The organism is Flavobacterium sp. B183 (assembly GCF_023539155.1).
In the GTDB taxonomy this organism is placed as follows: Bacteria; Bacteroidota; Bacteroidia; order Flavobacteriales; family Flavobacteriaceae; genus Flavobacterium; species Flavobacterium tructae.
Map to the genome: position 1 here is coordinate 2462885 of NZ_CP097434.1, position 22588 is coordinate 2485472.

Sequence of the window (22588 nt, forward strand, 5' to 3'; positions counted from 1 at the left end):
AACGGTGTTTTATAAATAGTCAGACGAATTTTGCATCAAATATTTTTAGCGATGCAAATTCAAAAACAACAGTTTATTTTTTTACTCTTTTCCCTGGGGCTTTGTTTTCATACACAGGCACAGGAAAATTGTACGCTGCAAAAAGCACTTCAAACCGCACGAAGCAATAATCCGTTTCTTAAAACAGAGCAATTAAATGTAAAGATTGCAGAATCGGATATAGTCACGGCTAAACTTCGTCCCAATCCAAGCCTGAACAATCAGACCCTGCAATTGATGCAATCCTCTGGATTTCATGAAAACACACAATGGCACGACAAGCAAAATCGTCAGGTCTGGTGGCAATTGACTAAACCCTTCCAAATAGCAGGACAGCGTAAAAATAAAATTGAGCTGGCCGGCAAAAATGTTTTGTTTGCAGAAAAAAACTATAGTGAAACGGAACGCAATCTTTTTTTTGATGTAGCTAATAAATGGCTGGAAGTCTGGACCGCTAAAAGAAGATTAGAGATTATCAGTACCGCTAAAAGTAATATCGACAGTCTGCTTTTTACAAACCAAAACCGGTATAAAAATTTAGTAATTACCCAAACCGATTTATACAGAACCGAACTACTGTCAAAGCAATACAATATTCAGCTTAAAACGGCATTTCAGGAGGTAAACAACCATCAAAGCGAATTGAAATTATTGCTTGGTACGCAGGAGAATGTTAGTGCCGACATGTCAGATGATTTTTTATTTGCAATGCCCAATACTATTGATGATCTGCTTGCTAAGGCATTTCAAAACAGAAGCGATTTACAGTCCGTAAAATCATTAATAGACGTTTCTGACAGTAATATTAAACTACAGAAATCGCTTTCTTTTCCACAGCCCGAATTAGGAGTTATCTGGAATCCGCAAAATGCCGTTCAGTACTTTGGGGTTTATGCCAATATTGATTTGCCCATTTTTAATCGAAATCAGGGAGAAATTAAAAAATCGGTTTTGGTAAAAAATCAGGTTGAAAATCAATTATCCGCTCTCGAAGTAAAAGTCAGAACCGAAATTAAGATCGCTTATGAAAACTATGAGAGGCAGAAACAAAATATTGCAAATTTTGAGTCACTATTGAAACAGTCGAAAACCATTTTAGATAATGTCAAGTATTCTTATCTAAAAGGAGGAACCACCATTGTTGACTTTTTAGAAGCACAGCGCAGTTGGTTAGAGACACAGCAGCAATATTACGATACGATGCAGTCTTACAAACAAAGTCACATTCAATTACTTTATACAACGGGTTTAATCAATCAATTAGCATTATGATACAAAAAATAGTTTGCGCATTTTCAGTAGTAATCGTATTTACTTCCTGCGGAAAAAAAGAGAATAAACTAACCGAACAAGAAACAGCACCAATTATAAAAGATAAGGGAATGTCTATTCTTTTTCCCGATAAAAAAGGGATTGATTTTTTTAAAACAGAAACCATCAGTACCAACGCTATAACAGCACAGTTTTCGGCACCGGCAAAAATCGCGGCGACCGTGTTACCATCTGGAGAAGGAGCTTTGCAGCCTGTTGTGCTGTTTGATAATTCTGAGCTGGCAGCCAGTTACACACAGCTTATGCAGAGCCGGATTAGTATCAGTCAAATTCAAAACATTAATATTAAACAAAAACGATCAGAATTAGAGCGCACTAAAGATTTAAATCGGCACGGAGCAGCCACAGGTCAGGATTTACTAAATGCACAGACCGCTTTATCCATAGAACAAACCAGTTTGGCCAATGAAAAGGCAGCCCTGATAGAACATGAATCGAGATTAATTTCGGCAGGTTTCACTCCGGATATGCTGAGAAATGCAAAAGTTGGAACAGCCTATCTGATTTGTGATATTCCCGAGAATCAAATAAGCAAAGTAAAACCAGGCAGTACAGGAGACATTTCTTTTAATTCATTTCCTAACGAAACATTCAAAGGCAGAATAGATGCGGTTGTAGATAGGGTTGATCTTGAAACACGAATGATAAAAATTAGAATTTCAGTGCATAATCCATCAAACAAATTGAAAGCCGGAATGTTTGCCAGTGTATCTTTTGGTTTGAAGGAAGGGAATTTCATCAGCATAAGCAAAACATCATTAGTTACAGTCAATGGAAAAAATTATGTATTTGTAAAAGAATCTGAAAATAACTTTAAAAGAAGAGAAATTCAGACCGGTCAGCAAGTAGGAGACCGAATAATTGTTTTTAAAGGATTGAACAATAATGAATTAGTTGTCGTTGAAGGCGCAATGCAGCTAAAAGGATTATCGTTTGGCTATTAAAAAAGTAAAAATGACACAAGCACAAATCTATATCGACAAAGATGAATTGAAAGGAGGAAAGCCTCTACATCAATTCATAATGCATTTACTGTTGGAAAATGGTATTGTGGGAGCAACTTCTTTCACAGGTCATTCCGGTTTTGGAAGACACAACAGATTGAAGCAGCCGGGACAACAATTCTCATTTGATGAAACACCAATGCTCCTCACGTTTATCGACGAGGACAAAAAGATAAAAGAAGTATTAACTGAATTAAGAAAGCAATACCGAGGCGGGTTTATTATAACCCACTCTGTTGAACTCTGGTAATCATGATTAAAAATTTACTCATATTCTCTCTGAAAAATCGCTGGCTGGTCGTAGGTATCAGCATCGCGTTAATGGCTGTTGGTTACATCTGTTTTACCCAGCTAAAAATTGAAGCATATCCGGATATCGCAGATACAAATGTTATAGTAGTGGCGCAGTACCAGGGGCGCGCTGCCGAAGAAGTAGAACAACAGGTTACAGTTCCTATTGAAAGAGCGTTGCAGAACACCCCAAATGTCTTGGACAGAAGAAGCAGGACTATTTTTGGTTTGTCAGTGGTACAGCTTACATTTAAAGACGGTACCGATGATTATTTTGCAAGACAACAGGTAATGGAACGACTGGCAACAGCCGAACTTCCTGAAGGAGTTTCTTCTGAATTGGCTCCTCTTTCGACGGCTGTAGGTGAAATTTTCCGATATGTTGTAGAAGCCCCACCAACACTCTCACCAATGCAGATAAGAGATTTGCAGGACTGGGTTATAAAACCTTATCTGTTGCAGACCGCTGGTGTAGCGGATATTGTAACTTTTGGCGGACCTCTAAAACAATTTCATATTCTGGCATATCCGGATAAATTGCAAAAGTATAAACTAACGATTGCTGACGTTGAAAATGCCATTAGAGCCAACAATCAGAATACGGGAGGAAATGTCATCGAACGAGGCGGGCAAGGATTTGCCGTGCGCGGTTTAGGAGCAATCAAAAACGAGAAAGACATTGAAAACATTGTATTGAAGTCAGTCAATGGTGTACCGGTATTTGTTCGTGATGTCGTAAGTGTCGAAATAGCCCCTCCTCCGCCAAGCGGTGTTTTGGGATACACAATTGCCAATGAGAAAGTGAATGTGAATAGCGGGGTTGAAGGAATTGTTTTGCTGCGCAGATACGAAAATCCGAGTGAAGTACTCAAAGAGCTGAAACAGAAGATCAAAGACTTACAAGGCCAAGAACTGCCGGAAGGAGTAAAAATCAGAGCGCTTTATGATCGCAGTTTTTTAATTGACCATTCCCTTCATACCGTTGGTAAAACGCTTTTTGAAGGTGTAAGTATTGTCATCATTATTTTGATTTTCTTTTTGGGCAATATGAGGAGTGCCTTAGTGGTAGCTTTGACCATTCCATTTTCATTGCTTTTTGCATTTATCATCATGCGGTTTACAGGCATTCCGGCCAATTTATTATCGTTGGGAGCAATCGATTTTGGAATCATTGTAGACGGCGCGGTAGTCATGGCAGAACATCTAATCCGGAAATACCGGACAGCAACACCCGAAGAAAAAGAAAATGGCATTGTGCACATCACTTTACTGTCAGCTCAGGAAGTAGGACGTGAGATTTTCTTTTCTGTTACCATCATTATATTGGCCTACATGCCAATTTTGCTAATGACAAGAGTTGAAGGTAAATTGTTCTCTCCAATGGCATTAACATTAGCTTTCGCTGTGGTTGGTTCGATGTTAGCTGCACTGACTTTTATTCCGGTTCTGATTTCTTTCGTTTACAATAAAGCAGTTTCAGCTAAAGATGAATCTTTCAAGGAACATAATAATAAGGTGCTTGAGTTTGTTGAACGGCTATATGCTAAATTCCTGCATAAAATTTTGACGAACTATAAAAAGTCTGTTGTAATCGGGTTTGGATTGGTATTGCTTTTAATTGGATTTGGTTTAAAATTAGGAACAGAGTTTTTACCGGAATTAGACGAAGGTTCTATTTTTCTTAGAGGAAATTTTCCGGCAGGAATCACCATACAGGAAAATGCTAAAAATGCGCCTAAAATAAGAAGTATCATTTCAAAATATCCTCAAATAGATTTTGTGATTACACAAACGGGTCGAAATGATGACGGAACCGATCCTTTCCCGGCCAATAGAAACGAAATTTTGGTAGGACTAAAAGAGTATCATTTATGGAGTGATACCATTTCAAAAAAAGAACTTGTCAAAGATATCCGTTTAGAGCTCGAAAGAGAGCTCCCTAGTGTGAAATTTACATCAGGACAGCCTATTATTGATCAGGTAATGGAAATTGTTACCGGAAGTGCAGCAGATTTAGCCGTTTCTATTGTAGGAGAAGATTTGGGAATGATGAGGAAAAAAGCAGACAGTATTGCTTCTATTATGAAATCGATGCCCGGAAGTGAAGGAGTAAACATTGAGCAGGAGGGAACACAAGAACAGCTTGCTATAAAGATAAACCGTGAATATGCTGCCCGATATGGCATTAATGTTTCCGAAATTCAAAATATGATTGAGGCTGCAATTGGGGGTAAAAATATTTCTACAGTGTATGACGGTACCAAACGTTATGATATTGTTATCCGCTACCTGCCACAATTCAGAGACAATATTGATGAGATTAAGAAACTGCTCGTTCCATCAGCAAACGGAGCCCTTATTCCTATGGAACAATTGGCAGAGATCAATTTTACTGAGGGACAGACAAACATTTACCGTTACAATAATAAACGAATGGTGACCGTGAGAACCAATATTAGAGGCAGAGACCAGGGCGGTTTTGTAAAAGAATTGCAAAAGAGAATAAAAACCGATGTGAATATTCCAAAAGGGTATGAACTAGTTTATGGAGGTCAGTATGAAAATCTGGAAAGAGCCGGAAAACAATTGGCTTTGACAATTCCGCTTACACTAATTATGGTTTTTGTGTTTCTTTTTATGCTCTATAAAAATTTCAAGCATACAATAATAACAACGAGCTGTGTTTTATTTGCTTTGAGCGGAGGTATTATGGCCTTGTTAGTCAGAGGATATTATTTCAATGTTTCTGCCGGAGTTGGTTTTGTTTCCATTTTTGGAATTTCGGTAATGGCCGGTGTGTTATTGGTTTCAGCACTTCACAGAGCAACATTTAAGAGTCCAATTTCACAATCGCTCATTCAGCAGACAGCGAAGGAACAACTACGGGCGATTCTTAGTATTCTTGTTTTAGCCATTCTTGGACTCATTCCGGCGGCTATTTCCAGCGGTATAGGTTCAGATGTACAAAGACCATTAGCAACAGTTATTATTGGCGGATTAACCAGTACATTAATTTTTGCACCAATATTAATACCTCCCTTGTATATGTGGATGAACAAGAGCAGTATAAAGTAAACGCAGGCATGGAGATGTTCTGAATTATTCTAGTGAGCAGGTCTGAGGTTTTTTATTAGGATTTGAAAATGAAAATTTGTAAATTGTAAATATTTGATATTTAGTTTTTTATGATTTAGTAAGCGAAGTTTCTTGTGTAACCTAAATAATCTTAAAAATGAAAATACTTTTAAATCTCAGAGCAGCTCTACTTCTAGTAATGATCGTTATTCTTTCATTGGTTAGTGCCTATTATAATTTTTCTATTGAAAACGATACTAAGGATATTCTGAAGGCGAATTACAACACGCTTGATTATTCCGGAAATATGCTTCTTTCATTGGATAAAATGAATTCTGATAAAGAAAATGCAATACTAGTATTTCAGAATAATCTCGCCCGCCAGATGGAAAATATTACTGAAGTGGGCGAACAAAAAGTGACATATGATCTTCAGGTTAATTTTGATGCTCTAAAAAGTAATTGGAACGATGAAAATTTAAAAAGTAAAATTCGTCAGGATATTTTTCACATTATAAAATTGAATATGGCTGCGATCAAGAAGAAAAGCGATATCGTTACACATACTACCGAGAAGGCAAATTTTTGGATCGCTATTTTAGGAGCACTTTGTTTTCTGATTGCATTCAATCTTATATTGAAGCTATTTAGTAATAAGCAAAAGTGATCTTTGTAGAGAATGAAAAAATACCTGAAAAATAAATTCCTTTTAAAGCGGTCTCAAAATGATAAAAACATATCATTTTGAGGCGTTTTTTTTGTGCTCAAAAAAGATCATTTAGGATCTAATGTCTAAGATTTACAAGGTTTTAATGGCAATTGAAAAATTATAAAGAATTATTGGTATACAAGTTGGATGTAGTGTTTTGTATTTCTATTCTTTTTGAGGAATAAAAACAGTAACAAATAAGATCTACACTAAACGACTATGAGAACCTTGACCTATAAAATAGAACCTATTGAAAGACATTTTACGTTTTCAACCCTGTTAAAAAAACAACAAGCTTCTTTACCACTTAAGGAAGCTCTAGAAATTCTGGATTTTAGTATTGAAAAAGCCAGACCTGTTCATACCTTTTGGATAAAAGAAATTTGCGAAGTAACACTTGCATCTGCCATAGCTCGCGGAACCGGAATTTCCGGTCGTTCTCCCGAGTTTCTTGAAACCAAAATGAAAAAAGGAGAGGCAGTCATAGCCTTCACCTCAGACGGAAGGTGGGCAGGGTTTTCATTTATCTCCTCTTGGGAAAATGGAAAGTATGTTTCTAATTCCGGATTAATCGTCGCTCCTGAGTTCAGGCACACCGGACTTGCTAAAAGAATTAAAACAAAAATTTTTGAACTCAGCCGTGAGAAATACCCCAATGCCCGTATATTCAGTCTGAGCACAGGTCTTGCTGTCATGAAAATGAATCATGAACTCGGTTTTGAACCGGTCACTTACTCAGAACTGACTACAGACGAAATGTTTTGGGAAAATTGTAAATCCTGCGTAAACTGCCCAATACTGATAAACAAGGACAAGAAAAATTGTTTATGTACAGCCATGCTTTATGATCCAAAACAGAATACGACGATCGTAGATTAAGTAAAATTTTGAGGTTGTGTTTTGATGCCCCTAGTATCAAACAATACAATAAAACACTTTGGAAATAAAACAACAAAACCCTCAACATTGTTGAGGGTTTTGTCTTCCGCGGAGAAAGAGGCTCCGCCACCTGTATCATAAGCACCAGCAAACACTGGGTGTTATATTTTTTCAAAAATGAAGGGTCACTAATAGGGCACTCTTGAAATTCTTGGGTTTATTAACCTCCGTAAATATAGGAAAAAAATCGAGAAAGGGCTGATAAAATTTGCAAAAATTCATTGGTTTTATCGCTTATAAGTTTTCCATTTCAACAAGTTGCTGCTCTGTATTGTTTCCGTCGTAATAGATAATTTAATATTTTGGTTTTCAGTATTAATTACTTTTCAGATCAGCCAGCTTTTAATTAAATTTTCTACACTTAGTCGTGTTTTCTAAATTAAAAATGTCATATCTTTTGTATTCTCCTTTATAATTTTTTTTACAAAAGATAATAAGATCATCTTCCAGTCTCTTGCAGAGGCAGATTTCTCTGAATCCCTTTTTGTTAAGTGACTTCTGTTATTTTTTCTGGAAAAATGCGGTTGAGTTAAATAGTACCGCTAATATATAAGAAAATTCTGTAATAAAGCAATTTAACAATTTTATATCTTAGTATCAACAATATAACCAATAAAAATAATAATCAGTATGAAAATAAAAGGGAAAATTCTAAATGTAAAAGATGGAGATGCAATTATAATACAGGCTGAGAAGGGGTCAGAAAAACTTTTGATTGTAATTGATGGCGGAGACAAAGATTTTAAGTCCAAAACATTAGATCAGGTCAAACAGTACTGTCAGGAGATGAACAAGAAGGCACCAGACCTGATTGTCTGCACGCATTACGACAGTGATCACATTGCAGGGATTATTACTCTTATCGAACATTATAAATCCGAAATAGGACAAGTTTGGGTACACCAGCCCCATGGGCAGCTTAAAGATTCTCTGAGGGCTGCGCCTCTAGTGTTGGAACACATACAAGATAATACTAGCATTTTGGATTTGAACTCCTATGGGCTTTACCATAGTTATCTTGCTGCTCCGCAGTTTGATAAATACAAATTAGTTATAGAAAGCGTTGACCAACTCAATAACCTTCTTAGTCTTATAAAAAAGTATAATATATCCACTAGAGAGCCAGTTTCTGGGGAATGTTCACTGGATGGCTGGGATGAAATAAAAGTCATAGGGCCGACAAGGGAATACTACAATAAGATTATTGGAAAACCTAAAAACATGATAGAGATTTTTCAGGATGAATATGAGTATATGATACTGGAAAATGCAAGGGAAAAAAAACAAACCAGCGCTGACCCCTGCACACTTCTTAAAACGACCAGCAGCATTACCAAAACCAATAAAGTTAGCGCTGTGATCAAATTTGACTGTGAGGATGGCGGATATCTCTTTACGGGGGATGCCGGAATCGAATCATTTAAGGCAGCAGAGGGGTATCCTGAATCACTGCGCAATCTCAAATTTTTAAAAGTACCACATCATGGAAGCAACAACAATATTTCACGAGAGCTTATAGATATTATGAATCCGGCGATTGCCTATAGTTCTGGATACATACATCAAGATCAGGAGGTAATCGACTGTCTTAGTAGAAGACCGGGAATCCAGGTTAAGACAACAAAAGAATCAGGTGACCTTACTTTCTAAGAAAATAATCTATATTCTGTGCCGCTTTTTAGGAGGGCAAATGCAAGTTTTTTTTTCAGGTTTAGAAAGCGTCCGTAATTTTAAATTACAGGTGCTTTCTAAATTAATTCTTCCAGTACTTTTTCAGATGTTTTTCTGGAATTGTAGTCTCTGAGGAGTTTATCAAAGGACTGCAGCAACTGTTTTCTGAGCTTTTTGCTTTCTTTGCCGGACTCTTTTAAAGAATTAAAGGCGCCAATAATAAATCGGGTGGTTTCATGATCCCTTTGATAGCCCCTATCGCGATGCAGATTATGGTTATCCGATTCTACGGCCATATTAAAAAGATTGATGCAGAGAACAGGATTGTGGCTACACTGCCAGGTAAGGTAGCGGACAAGAGAACCTGAAAACTGAAATTTTGGTGATTTAATGTAATGAGCCAAAAACTCAGAAATATCATCCAGTTTTAGTGTTTCAAATTCTGAATAGAAGATCTGCAGTTTTTCATCTGGATCCGCCTTATCAGCCTCTAAAATATACATCAGCACTTTATTTGACCTGTCAGGCGATTCTTCATTGAAGTAAAAATGCTCAAAGATTAAATTAAAAGATGAACTTCCTGCTGAAGAATTAACTGCAATTAAGTTAAACAGCAGTTCTTCCGCTCCTTCTTTTTGTAGAAGATAAGAAAGATGCAGGATGGAAAAAAGCCACCGCGAGTCTTCCTTGCCAAGTGAATTGCATGAAATAAGTTTGCGGTATATTGGAACTAATTTTTTAAAATCATGATTGCCCATATACTGCATCGACCAGATTGCGGATGCCAGCACATAAACATTATCTTCCTTCTTTAAGTGGTCACTAAAGATATTGAAAGATCTTTCACGGTTGATTTTGTTTAAGTATGCAAAATAGTGGACTATAGTTGCTTTCTGTTCATCAGGGCCATTTTGAAGCATATCTTGAACCGCAGGGAAGATGAGATCTTCGTACTTATCAATCTGAAGAAAAATAAGATTTTTTGCCGCACGCCCGTAAATTGTATTTATGCCTGCTGTTAATAGACCCCTGGTAGAAGTTTCGGCATATTTTGAATAGTCTATTTTTTTTCCTTCAACAGCCTTTCCGGTTAAAATTACATAATCCAATATTTCTGCATCTTCAATATTGGATTTTAATAGGTAATAAGCAATATTCAAAAATGAATATTTATCCAGGAATTTTTCTCTGGACGGCAGAATTTTTTTGAACAATTGATGGATTTTTTCCGCGTCAAATTCAGCTTCGCATAGACCTTCAAGTCCATATAGGGCGTATTCCAGATTGATTTCACCATCCTGGATTACTTTTTCAATAATCTGCGCTTTTTCCTGGGTTGGGTACTTTTTTGCAAAATCTTTAAAAGCCCTGACGTGTTCATAAAGTCCGCCTTTTCTTGAATCGCCTTGAAAAGGTTCTCTCTCAGAGTTATATTTTTTAAAGGATTTCAGCCATTGTACAGCAGACATCCTCTCGTACGCGATATCTGTCAATGGCCTGTGCACGACACCTGCCAATAGATTATGGGAACGATATGTTTCTTTGTAGGGTTTAAATTTCCGGTTTAATTCAAGTCTTAATATTCTAAGTTCTTTATTCTGTTCAATCATTTCATCCGGAAAACGCTGCAGCAGCACATGCTTAGTATGGCCAATATTCAGATATTTAGTCCGGTCCCTGTAAACTGCTGCCTCTGCCGGGATTTTAAGACTCTTGATCATTGCTGTAATTTCCTTCAGCTGTATCTGGCTGAACAAAGGAAGACTCTTTTGCAATAATTCACGATACTCGACTCCCAGATCACTAGAGGTCATGAATCTTTTAATATTGTAAAAATGCTTAAAAAGCTTAAAAATTTCGTCTAGATAGGTATTTTCAGAACCGCTCAAGGCATGTACCAAAAGTCGCAGCACAGCTTCAAATTCCGAATTTCGGTGCTCTTGGGCAAATCTTAAGAACATTGAATCATGCTTCTTTGCTGTCTGGCACAGACAGCGTGCCAAAAGCCAGTAATAATATCCTTTGTCATGTAACTCATTATCACTTTTAAGGTTAACATCAGAATAAAAATAATCATCATATAATTCAGAATTAGAATGCTTGTTTGCTTCTAATTCCCTAATAAGTATAGGAAGCAGTAAATCAATGATTTTTTCGGGAATAAGTTTCGATAAAGTCTTGAATACTTTTTTTTCTTGATGATCGGTCTGCCTTGCTGTCTCCATCCATTCTTTTCTAAGAAATCTTTCCTTAAGAATTTTTAGGCAGTATTCAGGATTAATTTCAGCGATTTTATCCATGGCAAGAAAATAGCCGAAGGGATCATTTTTGTAAAAATCAGTGCACTGCTCCAGAAGCTTAAAAGCATTATGGTCTTTCCAGTTTTTTAATCTGCTAAGGATAGTCTCTTTGATGTAAGAATTGTTTAGTTTCAAAATATATGCCCACGCATCAGCATTATTTTTTTCAAGATAGGACTGCAGAAAATCTGAAACATAATGCTGGTAGATTTTATTTCGTTCTTCATTGATCTTTGTGGAATCTGTCTGTTTCAGGGCATTTAAAAAACTGTTTATTATATTTTTTTCCAAAGCAAGTTCAAGCCACTTTTCGGATCTGCTGTGTTCGAAGAATAGAAGCTCAAAATCGGTATTTTCGAGCATTATTTTTGATGCCAGTGTTTTTTCTTCAGTGTTGACATCTTCCAGAAAAAGTAGTAGGGAGAAGCATAATTGCTTGATGTGGAAAAGGATCTTTTTATCGCAAAAAATCTTTCGAAGTTCATCAATAAAGATATCAGGGGCATACTGCCTTAAGTAATTAAATATCATTTTTACGGCGGATCTGATAAAAATTGACTGATCTTCTTTATGAATATATTTATAGAGACTCAATGATTTTTCGACAAATCGTTTAGCGAAAATAAAATCGTAAAAAGTCTCGTGGAAAAACTGTATCTGTGCATCCTCAATTTTGATTAACCGTTCGCTTTCAAGATAATTTAGTTGCTTTTTGTAGTCCTCAAACTGCAGTTCGCTGACAGTTATACTTTGACTGTCAAACATTTTTGCCGCGATTTTAAAAAGCACTTTTTTTAATTCGGCCGGTTGCACAGGTACAGAGGCATCTACGGAGAGTACTTTAAGTTTGTAAAGTTCAGCGTAAAGATCCTGAAGATTTTTAATCGAGTTACCTGATTTTACCGCTGAGGGCAGTCGGGTAAATATATTAATGTGGTTTGGTGTTCTTAAAAGCTGTAAAAGTTTATTGGATAGGCCAGTATATATAATGCTGGCTTTGTCCAGTAGGCTTTTTACTTGCTCTTCAGTAAAAAGTTCAGTATTGACTGTTTTTAAATGCTTGTAAATTCTTAATGAAGGATCATAGTGGAGATCAAAAATCCTAACAGAGATCACAATTCTTATGTTGGTGTCATAAGTATAGGAATCAATTATGTTTTTAAAAACCCGAAGGTAATTGCGGTCTGCAGACATTGCCTGAGAAAGCGCATCAATCTGATCGATTAAGATTACTGTTTTCGGGTATTTTTCTTTACACTGTTCGATAAAATCCAACATTGGGACCGCCAGTCCGATTTTATGCTGGAGTTCGACAATACTGGCACTTACAAGTCTGTCCGCTTTAAGGCCCATAACCGGAATTCCGTCTTCAATAAGCTGGTCATATAAATCTTTTAAAATGACTGTTTTTCCCATTCCCGCATTTCCTGCAAGAAGGCAAATATTCAAATGTCTGCCTTTATCGTCCCTAGTGCAGTCTTCAGTTATCCAATTCAGAAGAGCCTGGGTTTCATTTCTTTCAATGTGGGAATCAGCTACCTCCTCAAGATGGTTTTTTTCCAAAGATAAAGCTGCAGAGCTTTTTTTCAGCGCAGCTTTTATTTTGGGCTCATCAAGGGTTCTGTCAAGGTAATTGATAACCTTTTCTGAGGCCTGCTCATTTAAGACTGTGCGGACTTCAAAGAAAGAATTTATTAAATGGCAGCATGAAGGAAGCGTTAGGAGCGAGTCCAGATCAGAAGGGCCTATTTTCTTAACTTTTATTCTCGAAAAAATATCCAGCAGCGTGGAGAGCAGAGAATTCTGCTGAGGTTTTAGATCCTGCAGGGTCGGCTTTTTTAAATTACTTGTAATCCAGTTTTGAAGCTCCTGCTGCTCCTGGATAACCTTTTGGTTAAAATTATCAATGAAATCACTGCATGCTGACACAAATCCGGAGGACACGGCAATGTAATAAGTAAAATTATCAGGGTCATCAATAAGGGTGGGTTCTAGTAAACTATAAAGCACAAATTTTGTAATCTCTTCTCCGAATGCGGCAATGGAAAGATTAGAGCTATGCTTTTTGCATTGAATAAGTCCAGTACTTTTTCCGCATGTAAACAAAGCGCAGTCACGTCCTTTCTCGCTCACTCCTGACATTAAACTAATATTGTCAAACTTTTCAAAGTTACTTTCTCCTATGCGGATGCTGTATAAGGAGTATAACAGCTGTTCAAAACGGCGGGGATCCGCTATCTGATTATATGGAAAAGACTTATTGGCTGGAGACATCGGTTTGTTCTCATCTAGTAAGGCAGCAACAAATGGCTGTTCATAGGTAACTAAAGGCATAAAGATTTCTTTTTAAAACCGAACCATCTGCAATTGAGTTCTGTCCCTGTATTTTTTTATAGATTCTAGGAAGACATGGCAATTTAAAAAAAAAATAAAATGCGGTGGTCTTGAGCATTTCAAATATAACATTTTTTATTTCGATTAACTCGTTAGCCAACCAGCGTTTATTAAAAGCATTTGGGAATGGACTTTCCTCCACAATAGAGGAAAAACCATACTTTATCAGCTCATCTATTAAAATACTCTGTGTTCTTCGGCTTCTTCTAATGTCATTTTAAAATAGGTCTTAAGTTTTTAATTTAAATCAAGTTAATAATGTTAAATCCCAAAAGTGCATCTCCTTCTATGTGGGCATCGGATATTTATTAATCTTTTCAATTTTAAATCAGGATAATTTTATGGATATTAATTATAATTAGGATTCTTATGCTAAATTCTATTTACAGGTTCTGACTGTAATTTATTATACTGATCTGTTCTAATTTTTCAAGATTAACTAGTATAAAATTGTCCAGACCAATCTTCTGAAATTTTTGGACATATAAATATATTATTTATTATCTATTATGATAGTTTATATAATTGTCTTTGAAAAAAGCTGATACAATATTCTTTTTAATTTTCACCTTTTATAATTAAAGCTCTATATAATTTTCAGCAAAAACGAATAAAATTGAAGTACTTTTACTCTTCTGTTTTTCTTGTTTCATCTAACTTTTTACCTGCCTGATAATATATTAAAATGGTAAATATCCCAGTTATTATCGGTGTTAGAAAAAATATCCAATTAATAATATCATTTAATCCCTTTTTATAATACAATGTTTTTACAGCGTAATATTCAAATAAGAAAGGAAAAAAAACTAATCCGATTATTGTTGGAATCCAGAAAAGACCTAAAAAGCATCCCCAATTTTTAGATTTAACTCTTGTGCTATGATCTATAATATGATCAGCAAATGAAAATGGTTTAAGTCTTTCATTTAAATAAGAGTTTTCTTTGATTGAGAATATTTTGGATGTTAGATTTTTTAGAATGAATTTTTGCTCAATTACTTCAGTCCATATTGCTGCATATTTGTAATAGCTATAGGAAAAGATTGAAGGTATTATTGAAATAGCAAATAAATTATCACGAAGTTTAAATGGCCCCCACTGCAATTTCACTAATTTTTGTTTCGACAATTAATGGAAAAGCACAAGATATTAAAACCATAACTATCAACAGTGAATTTAAAGTTTTTCTATTCTCGTCAATTCTAGAACTTAATAAGTTTAAATATTTTTCTTTTAACTCTACTGTATTAAGTTGTTCAATGATGATTTTCGAAATTTGATTGTCTTTTGTCATTCCGCTGTGTTTTAATACTCGGTATATTTATATTATTCTCATAGATACCTTTTATTCAAATTAAAAGATATTAAGATTATAAATTTGTAACAGAACTATAAATTGTACGAATGTTTTAACTATATCTTATTACATTTATTTGGTTCCATATTTCCTCGATTTCTTTTTCAACATTTATATTCGGATAATTGAATTTCATTTTTGATAATAGATTTTCATCCCAATGGTCATCTAATTTCAAAACCGCCACATCCACTCCATCCCTTTCCCTATTTGCTGGACCAATATAAAAAGTTGTCCCGCCAGGTCTAATGGTTTCATAGTCTTCTGATATAAAAATAAATAAATCTCTGTACCTATCAAAAACATGGGCAGCTGAAACAAGAAAATAGTGGTCTTGAATCTGAATAAATACACCTGTCCCATGAACTTTATAATTAGAGGTATCAGTGAGAAGCATGCAGGTATAGCTTCTCATTGAACCCAAACTCAATAATTGAAGCTCTCTATATAATTCTTTCGGTGTTTTCATATGCAAAAAAAATAATTAAAAAAAATTGACATTAATTATGTTCATCCCAAGCTAAAATGTTCTTATTGCTATTTGTTGAAACTTTCTTTTTCAAATGTGGTAGGTTGATAAATAATGCGACATAATAAAAGTAAAAAAAATCTTATGATGTCCGTTGTTTTTTATTTAATCTCGAACACTTATGAATCAAGTTTATAAGGCATATGAAAGACAACTTCTGCTTCCAATTAAAATCTTCCGCCCTTTGAAAAAAAATATAGAAATTTGTCCAATAAAGGATTGAAACTTGATATTAATTTTTAAAAACATTTTAAAATGGTTCGAGAATTGTCTCTTTAGATCCACAAGGGGACGTCTAAACCAAATTTATAAAGCCAATGAAAGACAGCCTCTATCTATTAGTAAGCCAATCTCTTCAAATCTTCCATAAAATTTATCGTGATTTGTCCCGTAGAGGTCAAATTATAATAGATATAACATAAGTTTTTCACTCAAGCCATCCTTTTTAAATAAAAACACTATCTGAAATTTTTAATCTGAACGACATCTATAATTTGGCACTCGGCTTCACCGGTATTAAACAAAGCATAGTGAAAGTCATTCAATTCCACATTCTGTTTAGAATAAATTGAATAGGATTCGTTGGGGTTTAAAATTTTCCTTCCGTTAAAAAAAACCACTCTAAAATCAAGCATAATTAATTTTAGGAATCCTTCTTTCACAATAAATGTTTTAGGAGACTGATTATAAAAAATAATACTTGTCACTCCGTCTATGTTTGAAATTTTCACAAAAATACCAGTTTCTATTTCTAGCACATTATTGTAAATCCAGATTAAATCTCCTGCTTTAATATTTTTTAGTTTAAAAACAAGCCTGTCCAAAGATACATATGGGTTATTATTAAAAAACATTTCTTTATCGATCGCTACATCCCTGCTGGTTAAAGCGTTAAAAAATGCTCTTTCAACACCAGGCGCATAGCCGTTATACTCAAAATTCTTTGAATCACTATAACCCAGATATTGTTTTTTCACTATTCTTCCCACGATGCATTTTTCTCCATTACAATCTAATTCATGAGCTCCTGATCCGCAGTCAAATGTATTTTTACCAGAATCTCTGCACTGTGATTTTAAAAACTCAATATCACAATATTCAAAATGCATTAATATCCATTCCTCAAAGGATATAGACGAAAATCCAATATTTACAGTTTTATCGCATAGGCCTTTATCAAGAGATAACGCATAAGCTCTCTCGTGATCAGGATGTCCGTCCTTATCATATACCGCCCACAGCTCAGAATAGCCTTTTTCAAGATAAGCAAGCTGAGCTCTTCTGACATAACAGGTCGGCTGTGCTTTAAATTCGTTTTCAACAAGATAATCCTCAGGTTCACTATTATTTAAAGCCTTTTTAATCTGTCTCCTTTTTGCTCCTGTTCTTACAATAAAATCTTCTAAATCCTTTTCAATTGCCTTTTGTTCGTCTTTTGGAATAGGAAGAATTTTAATAAATACATCACTATGTTCTGATAAAACCTCATTTCTTAGGTTATGAAAATAATCCGGCTCTGATCTTTGTCCCTCGCAAACTATTAGAATTGTTTTTCTATAATCTTGTGGCATATGTTATATGAAATCATTTAAAGATTTAATCTGTGGCACTCCTCCAAATTTTCCTGACAGGTACCACTTGTCAAAAGATGTGTCTTCTCTTAAATTTTCGAAATCCTGCAGACTGTACAGGTCAGTTTCACCTTTGCTATTTTTTTCTGTAATCCAGACCTGATCTTTACGGATTAAATCTTTATCCAATAAAGAAATATCGTGTGTTGTAAATATAAGTTGTGCATTATTGCTGTTTATATTTTTGTCTTGGAACAGCATTACGATCATTTTTGTAATAAAAGAATGCAGACTTGTATCCAGTTCATCCACAACCAGTACAGATCCGTTTTCTAATGATTCTATGACTTTTGCACCTAACACAAACAATGTCTGGGTTCCCACCGATTCCTCAAGTAAGGATAGATATGCATCTCCAACATAGTTGTCACCATCATACAGGTCATGGATCCCTCTTATGTTAAAGTCGCTTTTCTTCCATATATAATCTGTCCTATTACTGTCCGCATTGCCTATTTTAGTAATGTCCAATCCTTTAATTTTAGTATCTGCGTAGTTGATCAGTCGTTCCAGCTTATGCTTTAAATCCAAATTTTTAAGCAAATCATCAGACACTTTGTTGCTGTACACCTCATAGTGTATTTTACTTGTAGCATTATAGACAAACATCTTATTAAAATAGCGATAAACTTCTGTGATGATTTCATGCGGCTCATCATCGCCAAATTTGGATAATAGCAATTGATTTTGAAATACCGAAATTTCCTTCTTGCCGAACTGGGCGCCTAAAATTCCTTTTTGAATCGTACTGTCATTCTTAAATGAAAGACGCTCAAAAAGGACAACCTCTCTTTTATTAGGATAGTAATATAAAAATTCTTCTAAAATTCTTTCATATTCGATTTTTGTTGAGTATTTATATTTAACATCCCTGATTACAAACTCAACATCAATTTCAATTGGTTCTTTAAGCGAATTGATGTCAAATTTAAAAGGATCATATATCATTAGCGGTTCATCAACCTTCGGCTTTTTAACTATTAGATTTTTAAGTTCAAAAAAAGCTCGGACAATATTGGATTTTCCTGATGCATTAGGGCCATACATCAAAGACGTTTTTAAAATTTTAAAATCTTCACTCTCAAAATAGTTGAATTCTTTAGCTTTAGAAGAGCTGGCCTCGAGAGTATAAAAAACTTCATCCTTATATGAACGATAATTTTTAAGTCTTATGTTTAAAATCATTATTTTGAATTTTTTTTTCAAATTTACGAATTAAAGGTACAAAATAAACAATATAAAAGCCGATAAATACCAAAAAACTGCAAAAAACAAGAACCACCGTACAAATTAACTTCAATCCTTTAATAAGTAGATTAAATGAATGCTGCAGTTCAAAACTTTAATTTGTAATTTCATCATAGAAAAAATATTTTCATTCTATGCGCAGCTCCGTTTTTTTTGATAGTCTTTAAATTAGATACCCGATAACCAGAATATTTGAAGATCTTCATCTTGGCAATATCCAAATCTCAATTTAAAATTAATGCATTATTACTTCAAGAATCTAGGGCGGTTTTTCTGAAGTCTCCAGAGACTTTCGATTTAGCTTGAAGCAGTCATTACCGCTAGAAATATCGGCAGGGAATCTGATGTACGGGACATTGTTTTTTTAGAATTATACTTTAAAAGTAAATCTCATCTTATTTAAAAATATCGACAGTATTATTTTCTCCTCTGTATTTGGACTTTATATCTTTTCTTCCGCAAAGTCTAGGTTCCCAGTTTAAAATTATAAACTCCTATAGATTTTTTTCTTTATAAATAATATCGCAAAAAATTTCTACAATAAAAAAAACATTCTATATTTGCACCCGCAATGAGAGAATGATTGCGTCTTACTGGAGGAATGGCAGAGCGGTCGAATGCGGCAGTCTTGAAAACTGTTGACTGTAACAGGTCCGGGGGTTCGAATCCCTCTTCCTCCGCCAGGTAAAGTCCAAAAAGTGACTTGTAAAAATAAAAAAGTCTTTAAACACTGATGTTTAAAGGCTTTTTTATTTAGAATGGTATCGAACCGTCCCAAAAACAGTTCCCATTTCAGTCACCCAATCTATTTTGAGCTATTTTTTAAATCTGGGTAACTGGATAAATGGTGGGTTATGATTCGTTGCTGCTCAGTATTTTATCGATCTTGCTGCTGTCATATAAAAAAATATCCCCCAGCTTAGTATAGGGCAGAACTCCGCTCTGTCTGTATTTTATAATTGTATTATTGGACAATCCAAACATCTTTTTTAAATCCTCATTTCTGTAGTATTCAGGTCTCAAAACTTTCCCTTGGCTGATTTTTGAATCAATTGTTTCCATTTTTGCCAGCACAGGCTCTATCAACTCCTTCACTTTCATTACATAAGATTGCCACTTTTCTTTCTTCATCATTGGTGAGTTTTTTACTTATTATTAGTTTTTTCTACTTTCCATTCTACCAGCTCTCCAGCCTTCTCTTACGATCCTGCATTACTGCAATAAATTCATTTAAAAATTTAATCTGTTTTACCTTATAAGTATAGCCTTTACATTCAGAAAACTGTCTGCTGATCGACTTGATTTTCGACTGCCCACCCTCATCGCCGGCATATGTAAAATTATTTTCGAGAAAAAACTGAAACTTGCTTCTATTACTTTTTTGGTCTGCAGTATCAAAAAACAATAAACCTTCATCCATTAAAATATAAAACAGCTGGGCAAAGTCAATTTTGTTATAACAGGATTTACATTTTTCATTTGAAGAAATGGATTGCATTTTATTTTCCTGATCACTTACACTAATTAGATGTTCTACTAATTGGAGCCTTTCATCAAATTTTAATATAACATTTAAGTATTTTATTAGCTTACCACTTTTCATTGTCTCTAAAAATTAGTCAACATCCTGTAAATGAAAATATACACTGTTGCGTTTATTTTACTCCTTATTGTATACATAAGATATTTATACCTATCCAGCTTGCGTATGTATTTATAAGACAAATATAAAAATGCATTTTGAAGTCATTAGGGCTTTAGTCCTTGTTTGCTTTCTTTGTCTTTCAATGGCATAACATTTATACAAATTTGTTTTTCAGGTGATACTTGAAAGTACCTTATCTGTTGAGATAAAAAAATAAAAAAGATCACAGACTGATTAAAATACTGAATCACAGGAAATTTTTGTAGCCTTTCTTTTATTGAGTTTAGGTTGTTCTTTTATGAGAAGGAAACGCAAATTTATACCTACAATCTTCTGCGTTTAACCTTTCGTTTCATCCTATTGTCAAATGCCTGTTCCTCATAATCCTCTGTCTGTGCCTGGGGCAATAAACTTCCCAATACGTCAAAACTGTTTTGTTCATAAGTATGGGACATATTTTCCTTTCTTAAAAAGTCAAGCGTGTTAGGCGATTGGTCTATTTCTTTTTTCATAATAACATCTTTTTCGGAACCACAGCTTTTATGTACGGGATTTTCTGGTTTACTACTATTATTCCACCAGTCGTTAAATGAATTGGCCGAAAGGTTTTTGCCAAGCTCAGAGCCGTTGTACACACAACGGGATTTGTGGTCAATAAAAGTTACGCCATAGATACGCCCTTCAGCATTTCGGCGTATCACGAAATTCATACCCTGTTCTAATAGTTTTTTCTTAAATTCAGATTCGTTAGAAACAGACTGCATTACTGATTCGATCCTGCTTTTAACTGATTGTTTAGCCGGACTGTCTTTTAGATTTATCCTGCTTCGCTCATAGTGGGATTGCAGCTGTGCTAATCCTGCACTTTTACCAAACAGCGAAGCCTTAAAGGGACTGCTTGCTTTTTCTCCCTTTTCATTTAACGCAAAATATACTAATCCCAGTTTTGGAATTCCATTATATTCGCCTTTCACTTCCTGGGCAGTAATCTTAAAAAGAGAAAGCAGGGCATTATATGCCCCAAAAGTTTGGAACTGGTAATATTTAGGCAGATGGCGTAGTACCGAAGCCATCTGGCTTTTTATATCGCCAGCCTTAAAATCAACAGGCTTAAATGTTTGGTTCTTCCTGTCTTGTTTTTTATCTATAGCTGATATAAGGCTGTACTGTTTTTCCAGCTTCCTACAGACTTCCATGGAACGCCTTTTTTCAAATTTGTCGGATATTTTCCTTCCCTCCGCATCCACGCACACCGATACGATATGGATATGCGTACGATCAATATCGGTATGTTTAAATACCACAAAAGGCTGGTTTTCGTAGCCCATCTGCCTTATATAGTCTTGTGCCATATTCTCAAAATCAGTATCGCCTACATTATCTTTCGGGTCAGGGTTCAGGGAAATATGAAGTACAGGCTTCTCTGTTTTACGATTAGCCAATAAGTGTAATTCAAAAGAACGGGAGAGCTGTTCTACGGAATAATTACCATCCGGGGATTGGATTATCTTTTGGGTAAACAAAATCTGTGCACTTTCTTTTTCAAGTTTTTGATAATTATAGGCTAATGCTCCGTACAAACTTTTGCCTCTTCCAATTTTTGCTATCATTTTTTTAGGTGTTTTTCTTCAAATTCCGCTGTGAGCTGTATTATCTTTTGCGCTAAAAGAGCAAATTCCATTGTTTGTTTTACCAATTTGTGGAGATACACGGGAGCTGTCTTTTCGGAAAAATTACGGTACATAATCTTCACAACCTGATTGTAATTCACCCCAATAGCCCGAAACTGACCAAATAAGGCAGTGAGAAGTATGTAATAATCCATTGTTGCTTTATCAATCTTAACTGTCTTGATCCCTTTTTGAAAAATACACGCTGTAATAAAATGTGCCATAACATTCATGCCCGAGCTTTCAAAAAGACTCAGGAAACGCGCATTTTCTTCGGCGGTAAGACTGATAGAATAGCGATGGACAGCAGGATCGTTTTTAGGATGTCTGCCACCTTTACGGGGATTGGCTGTACTTTTGTTTTCCATTCCTATACGTACTGGTTATTACTTAAAAATAAAAACCAATATATTTTATTATCAGTAACTCCTCTTAGATTTGGAAATCTTTGGAAGCATTTGGCCTGGTATGTCTCAAAAGAAAGGATAGATATTTTTACATGTAACTTTATTTTTTTAATCAAAGAAACAATAAAAAGAAAACCAAGGTAGGACGTGCTGGATCAGACAGACCAAAAGACTACGGCATAATGTTTTGCTCGCGTGCTCACAAAACACCCTTCGGGACTTATTCCGTTTCCTTTTGGTCTGTCTGCATCCCGTCCTTTTAAATTACTTTCTTTTTCTTTTTTCCGTTTTTCTGTTTCTTTTGGAAATATATGTATGGTTTTATACAGGTAAATAAGGCTTTAACT

17 protein-coding genes and 1 tRNA gene are annotated in these 22588 nt (G+C 35.0%); 8 read left to right on the top strand and 10 right to left on the bottom strand.

What is annotated here, in order from left to right; genetic code table 11:
- Positions 1-51 precede the first annotated feature (51 nt).
- The 7 genes from M4I44_RS10565 to M4I44_RS10595 all read left to right on the top strand — a co-directional run bounded on the left by M4I44_RS10565 (position 52) and on the right by M4I44_RS10595 (position 9039).
- The gene (locus M4I44_RS10565; RefSeq protein WP_249967259.1) at positions 52-1311 is read left to right on the top strand and encodes a TolC family protein; all 1260 of its coding nucleotides are present in this window, start codon (positions 52-54) and stop codon (positions 1309-1311) included.
- Entirely contained in the window at positions 1308-2315 is a 1008-nt protein-coding gene (locus M4I44_RS10570; protein WP_249967260.1) for an efflux RND transporter periplasmic adaptor subunit, read from the top strand. Before M4I44_RS10565 ends, M4I44_RS10570 begins: the two co-directional genes overlap by 4 nt.
- Positions 2316-2325: 10 nt before the next feature.
- A complete protein-coding gene (locus M4I44_RS10575; RefSeq protein WP_026109881.1) occupies positions 2326-2625 on the top strand; it encodes a DUF190 domain-containing protein in 300 nt (99 codons plus the stop codon).
- A gap of 2 nt (positions 2626-2627) precedes the next feature.
- Positions 2628-5741 carry an efflux RND transporter permease subunit gene (locus tag M4I44_RS10580; protein ID WP_249967261.1) on the top strand — a complete coding sequence of 1038 codons (3114 nt, stop codon included), beginning with the start codon at positions 2628-2630 and terminating at the stop codon, positions 5739-5741.
- Between the two features lie 157 nt (positions 5742-5898).
- Positions 5899-6408: a hypothetical protein gene (locus M4I44_RS10585; RefSeq protein ID WP_249967262.1), complete on the top strand. Its 510-nt coding sequence runs from the start codon at positions 5899-5901 to the stop codon at positions 6406-6408.
- A gap of 261 nt (positions 6409-6669) precedes the next feature.
- Positions 6670-7329, top strand: coding sequence for a GNAT family N-acetyltransferase (locus M4I44_RS10590; RefSeq protein WP_249967263.1), 660 nt, complete (start codon positions 6670-6672; stop codon positions 7327-7329).
- Between the two features lie 690 nt (positions 7330-8019).
- The gene (locus M4I44_RS10595; protein WP_249967264.1) at positions 8020-9039 is read left to right on the top strand and encodes a ComEC/Rec2 family competence protein; all 1020 of its coding nucleotides are present in this window, start codon (positions 8020-8022) and stop codon (positions 9037-9039) included.
- Positions 9040-9137: 98 nt separating this feature from the next.
- On the opposite strand, the gene M4I44_RS10600 is transcribed toward M4I44_RS10595, so the two are convergent.
- The 6 genes from M4I44_RS10600 to M4I44_RS10625 form a co-directional block, all read right to left on the bottom strand.
- On the bottom strand, positions 9138-13694 hold the full coding sequence (locus tag M4I44_RS10600) for an ATP-binding protein (protein ID WP_249967265.1): 4557 nt from the start codon (positions 13692-13694) through the stop codon (positions 9138-9140).
- Between the two features lie 687 nt (positions 13695-14381).
- The gene (locus M4I44_RS10605) at positions 14382-14864 is read right to left on the bottom strand and encodes a hypothetical protein (protein WP_249967266.1); all 483 of its coding nucleotides are present in this window, start codon (positions 14862-14864) and stop codon (positions 14382-14384) included.
- Positions 14839-15048, bottom strand: a complete 210-nt coding sequence (locus tag M4I44_RS10610) for a hypothetical protein (RefSeq protein ID WP_249967267.1) — start codon at positions 15046-15048, stop codon at positions 14839-14841. The genes M4I44_RS10605 and M4I44_RS10610 overlap by 26 nt, the downstream gene beginning before the upstream one ends.
- A 115-nt stretch (positions 15049-15163) precedes the next feature.
- Entirely contained in the window at positions 15164-15580 is a 417-nt protein-coding gene (locus M4I44_RS10615; RefSeq protein WP_249967268.1) for a hypothetical protein, read from the bottom strand.
- Between the two features lie 518 nt (positions 15581-16098).
- On the bottom strand, positions 16099-17211 hold the full coding sequence (locus tag M4I44_RS10620) for an RloB family protein (RefSeq protein ID WP_249967269.1): 1113 nt from the start codon (positions 17209-17211) through the stop codon (positions 16099-16101).
- Between the two features lie 3 nt (positions 17212-17214).
- On the bottom strand, positions 17215-18456 hold the full coding sequence (locus tag M4I44_RS10625; protein ID WP_249967270.1) for an ATP/GTP-binding protein: 1242 nt from the start codon (positions 18454-18456) through the stop codon (positions 17215-17217).
- A gap of 658 nt (positions 18457-19114) precedes the next feature.
- On the opposite strand from M4I44_RS10625, the gene M4I44_RS10630 reads away from it, so the two are divergent.
- Positions 19115-19202 (top strand) — tRNA-Ser (locus tag M4I44_RS10630).
- A gap of 169 nt (positions 19203-19371) precedes the next feature.
- On the opposite strand, the gene M4I44_RS10635 is transcribed toward M4I44_RS10630, so the two are convergent.
- The 4 genes from M4I44_RS10635 to mobA form a co-directional block, all read right to left on the bottom strand.
- A complete protein-coding gene (locus M4I44_RS10635) occupies positions 19372-19653 on the bottom strand; it encodes a helix-turn-helix domain-containing protein (protein ID WP_249967271.1) in 282 nt (93 codons plus the stop codon).
- Positions 19654-19696: 43 nt separating this feature from the next.
- Positions 19697-20122 carry a hypothetical protein gene (locus tag M4I44_RS10640; RefSeq protein ID WP_249967272.1) on the bottom strand — a complete coding sequence of 142 codons (426 nt, stop codon included), beginning with the start codon at positions 20120-20122 and terminating at the stop codon, positions 19697-19699.
- A gap of 365 nt (positions 20123-20487) precedes the next feature.
- Positions 20488-21774, bottom strand: coding sequence for a conjugal transfer protein MobB (gene mobB / locus M4I44_RS10645; RefSeq protein WP_249967273.1), 1287 nt, complete (start codon positions 21772-21774; stop codon positions 20488-20490).
- Positions 21771-22202 carry a conjugal transfer protein MobA gene (mobA, locus tag M4I44_RS10650; RefSeq protein ID WP_249967274.1) on the bottom strand — a complete coding sequence of 144 codons (432 nt, stop codon included), beginning with the start codon at positions 22200-22202 and terminating at the stop codon, positions 21771-21773. Before mobA ends, mobB begins: the two co-directional genes overlap by 4 nt.
- Positions 22203-22588 lie beyond the last annotated feature (386 nt).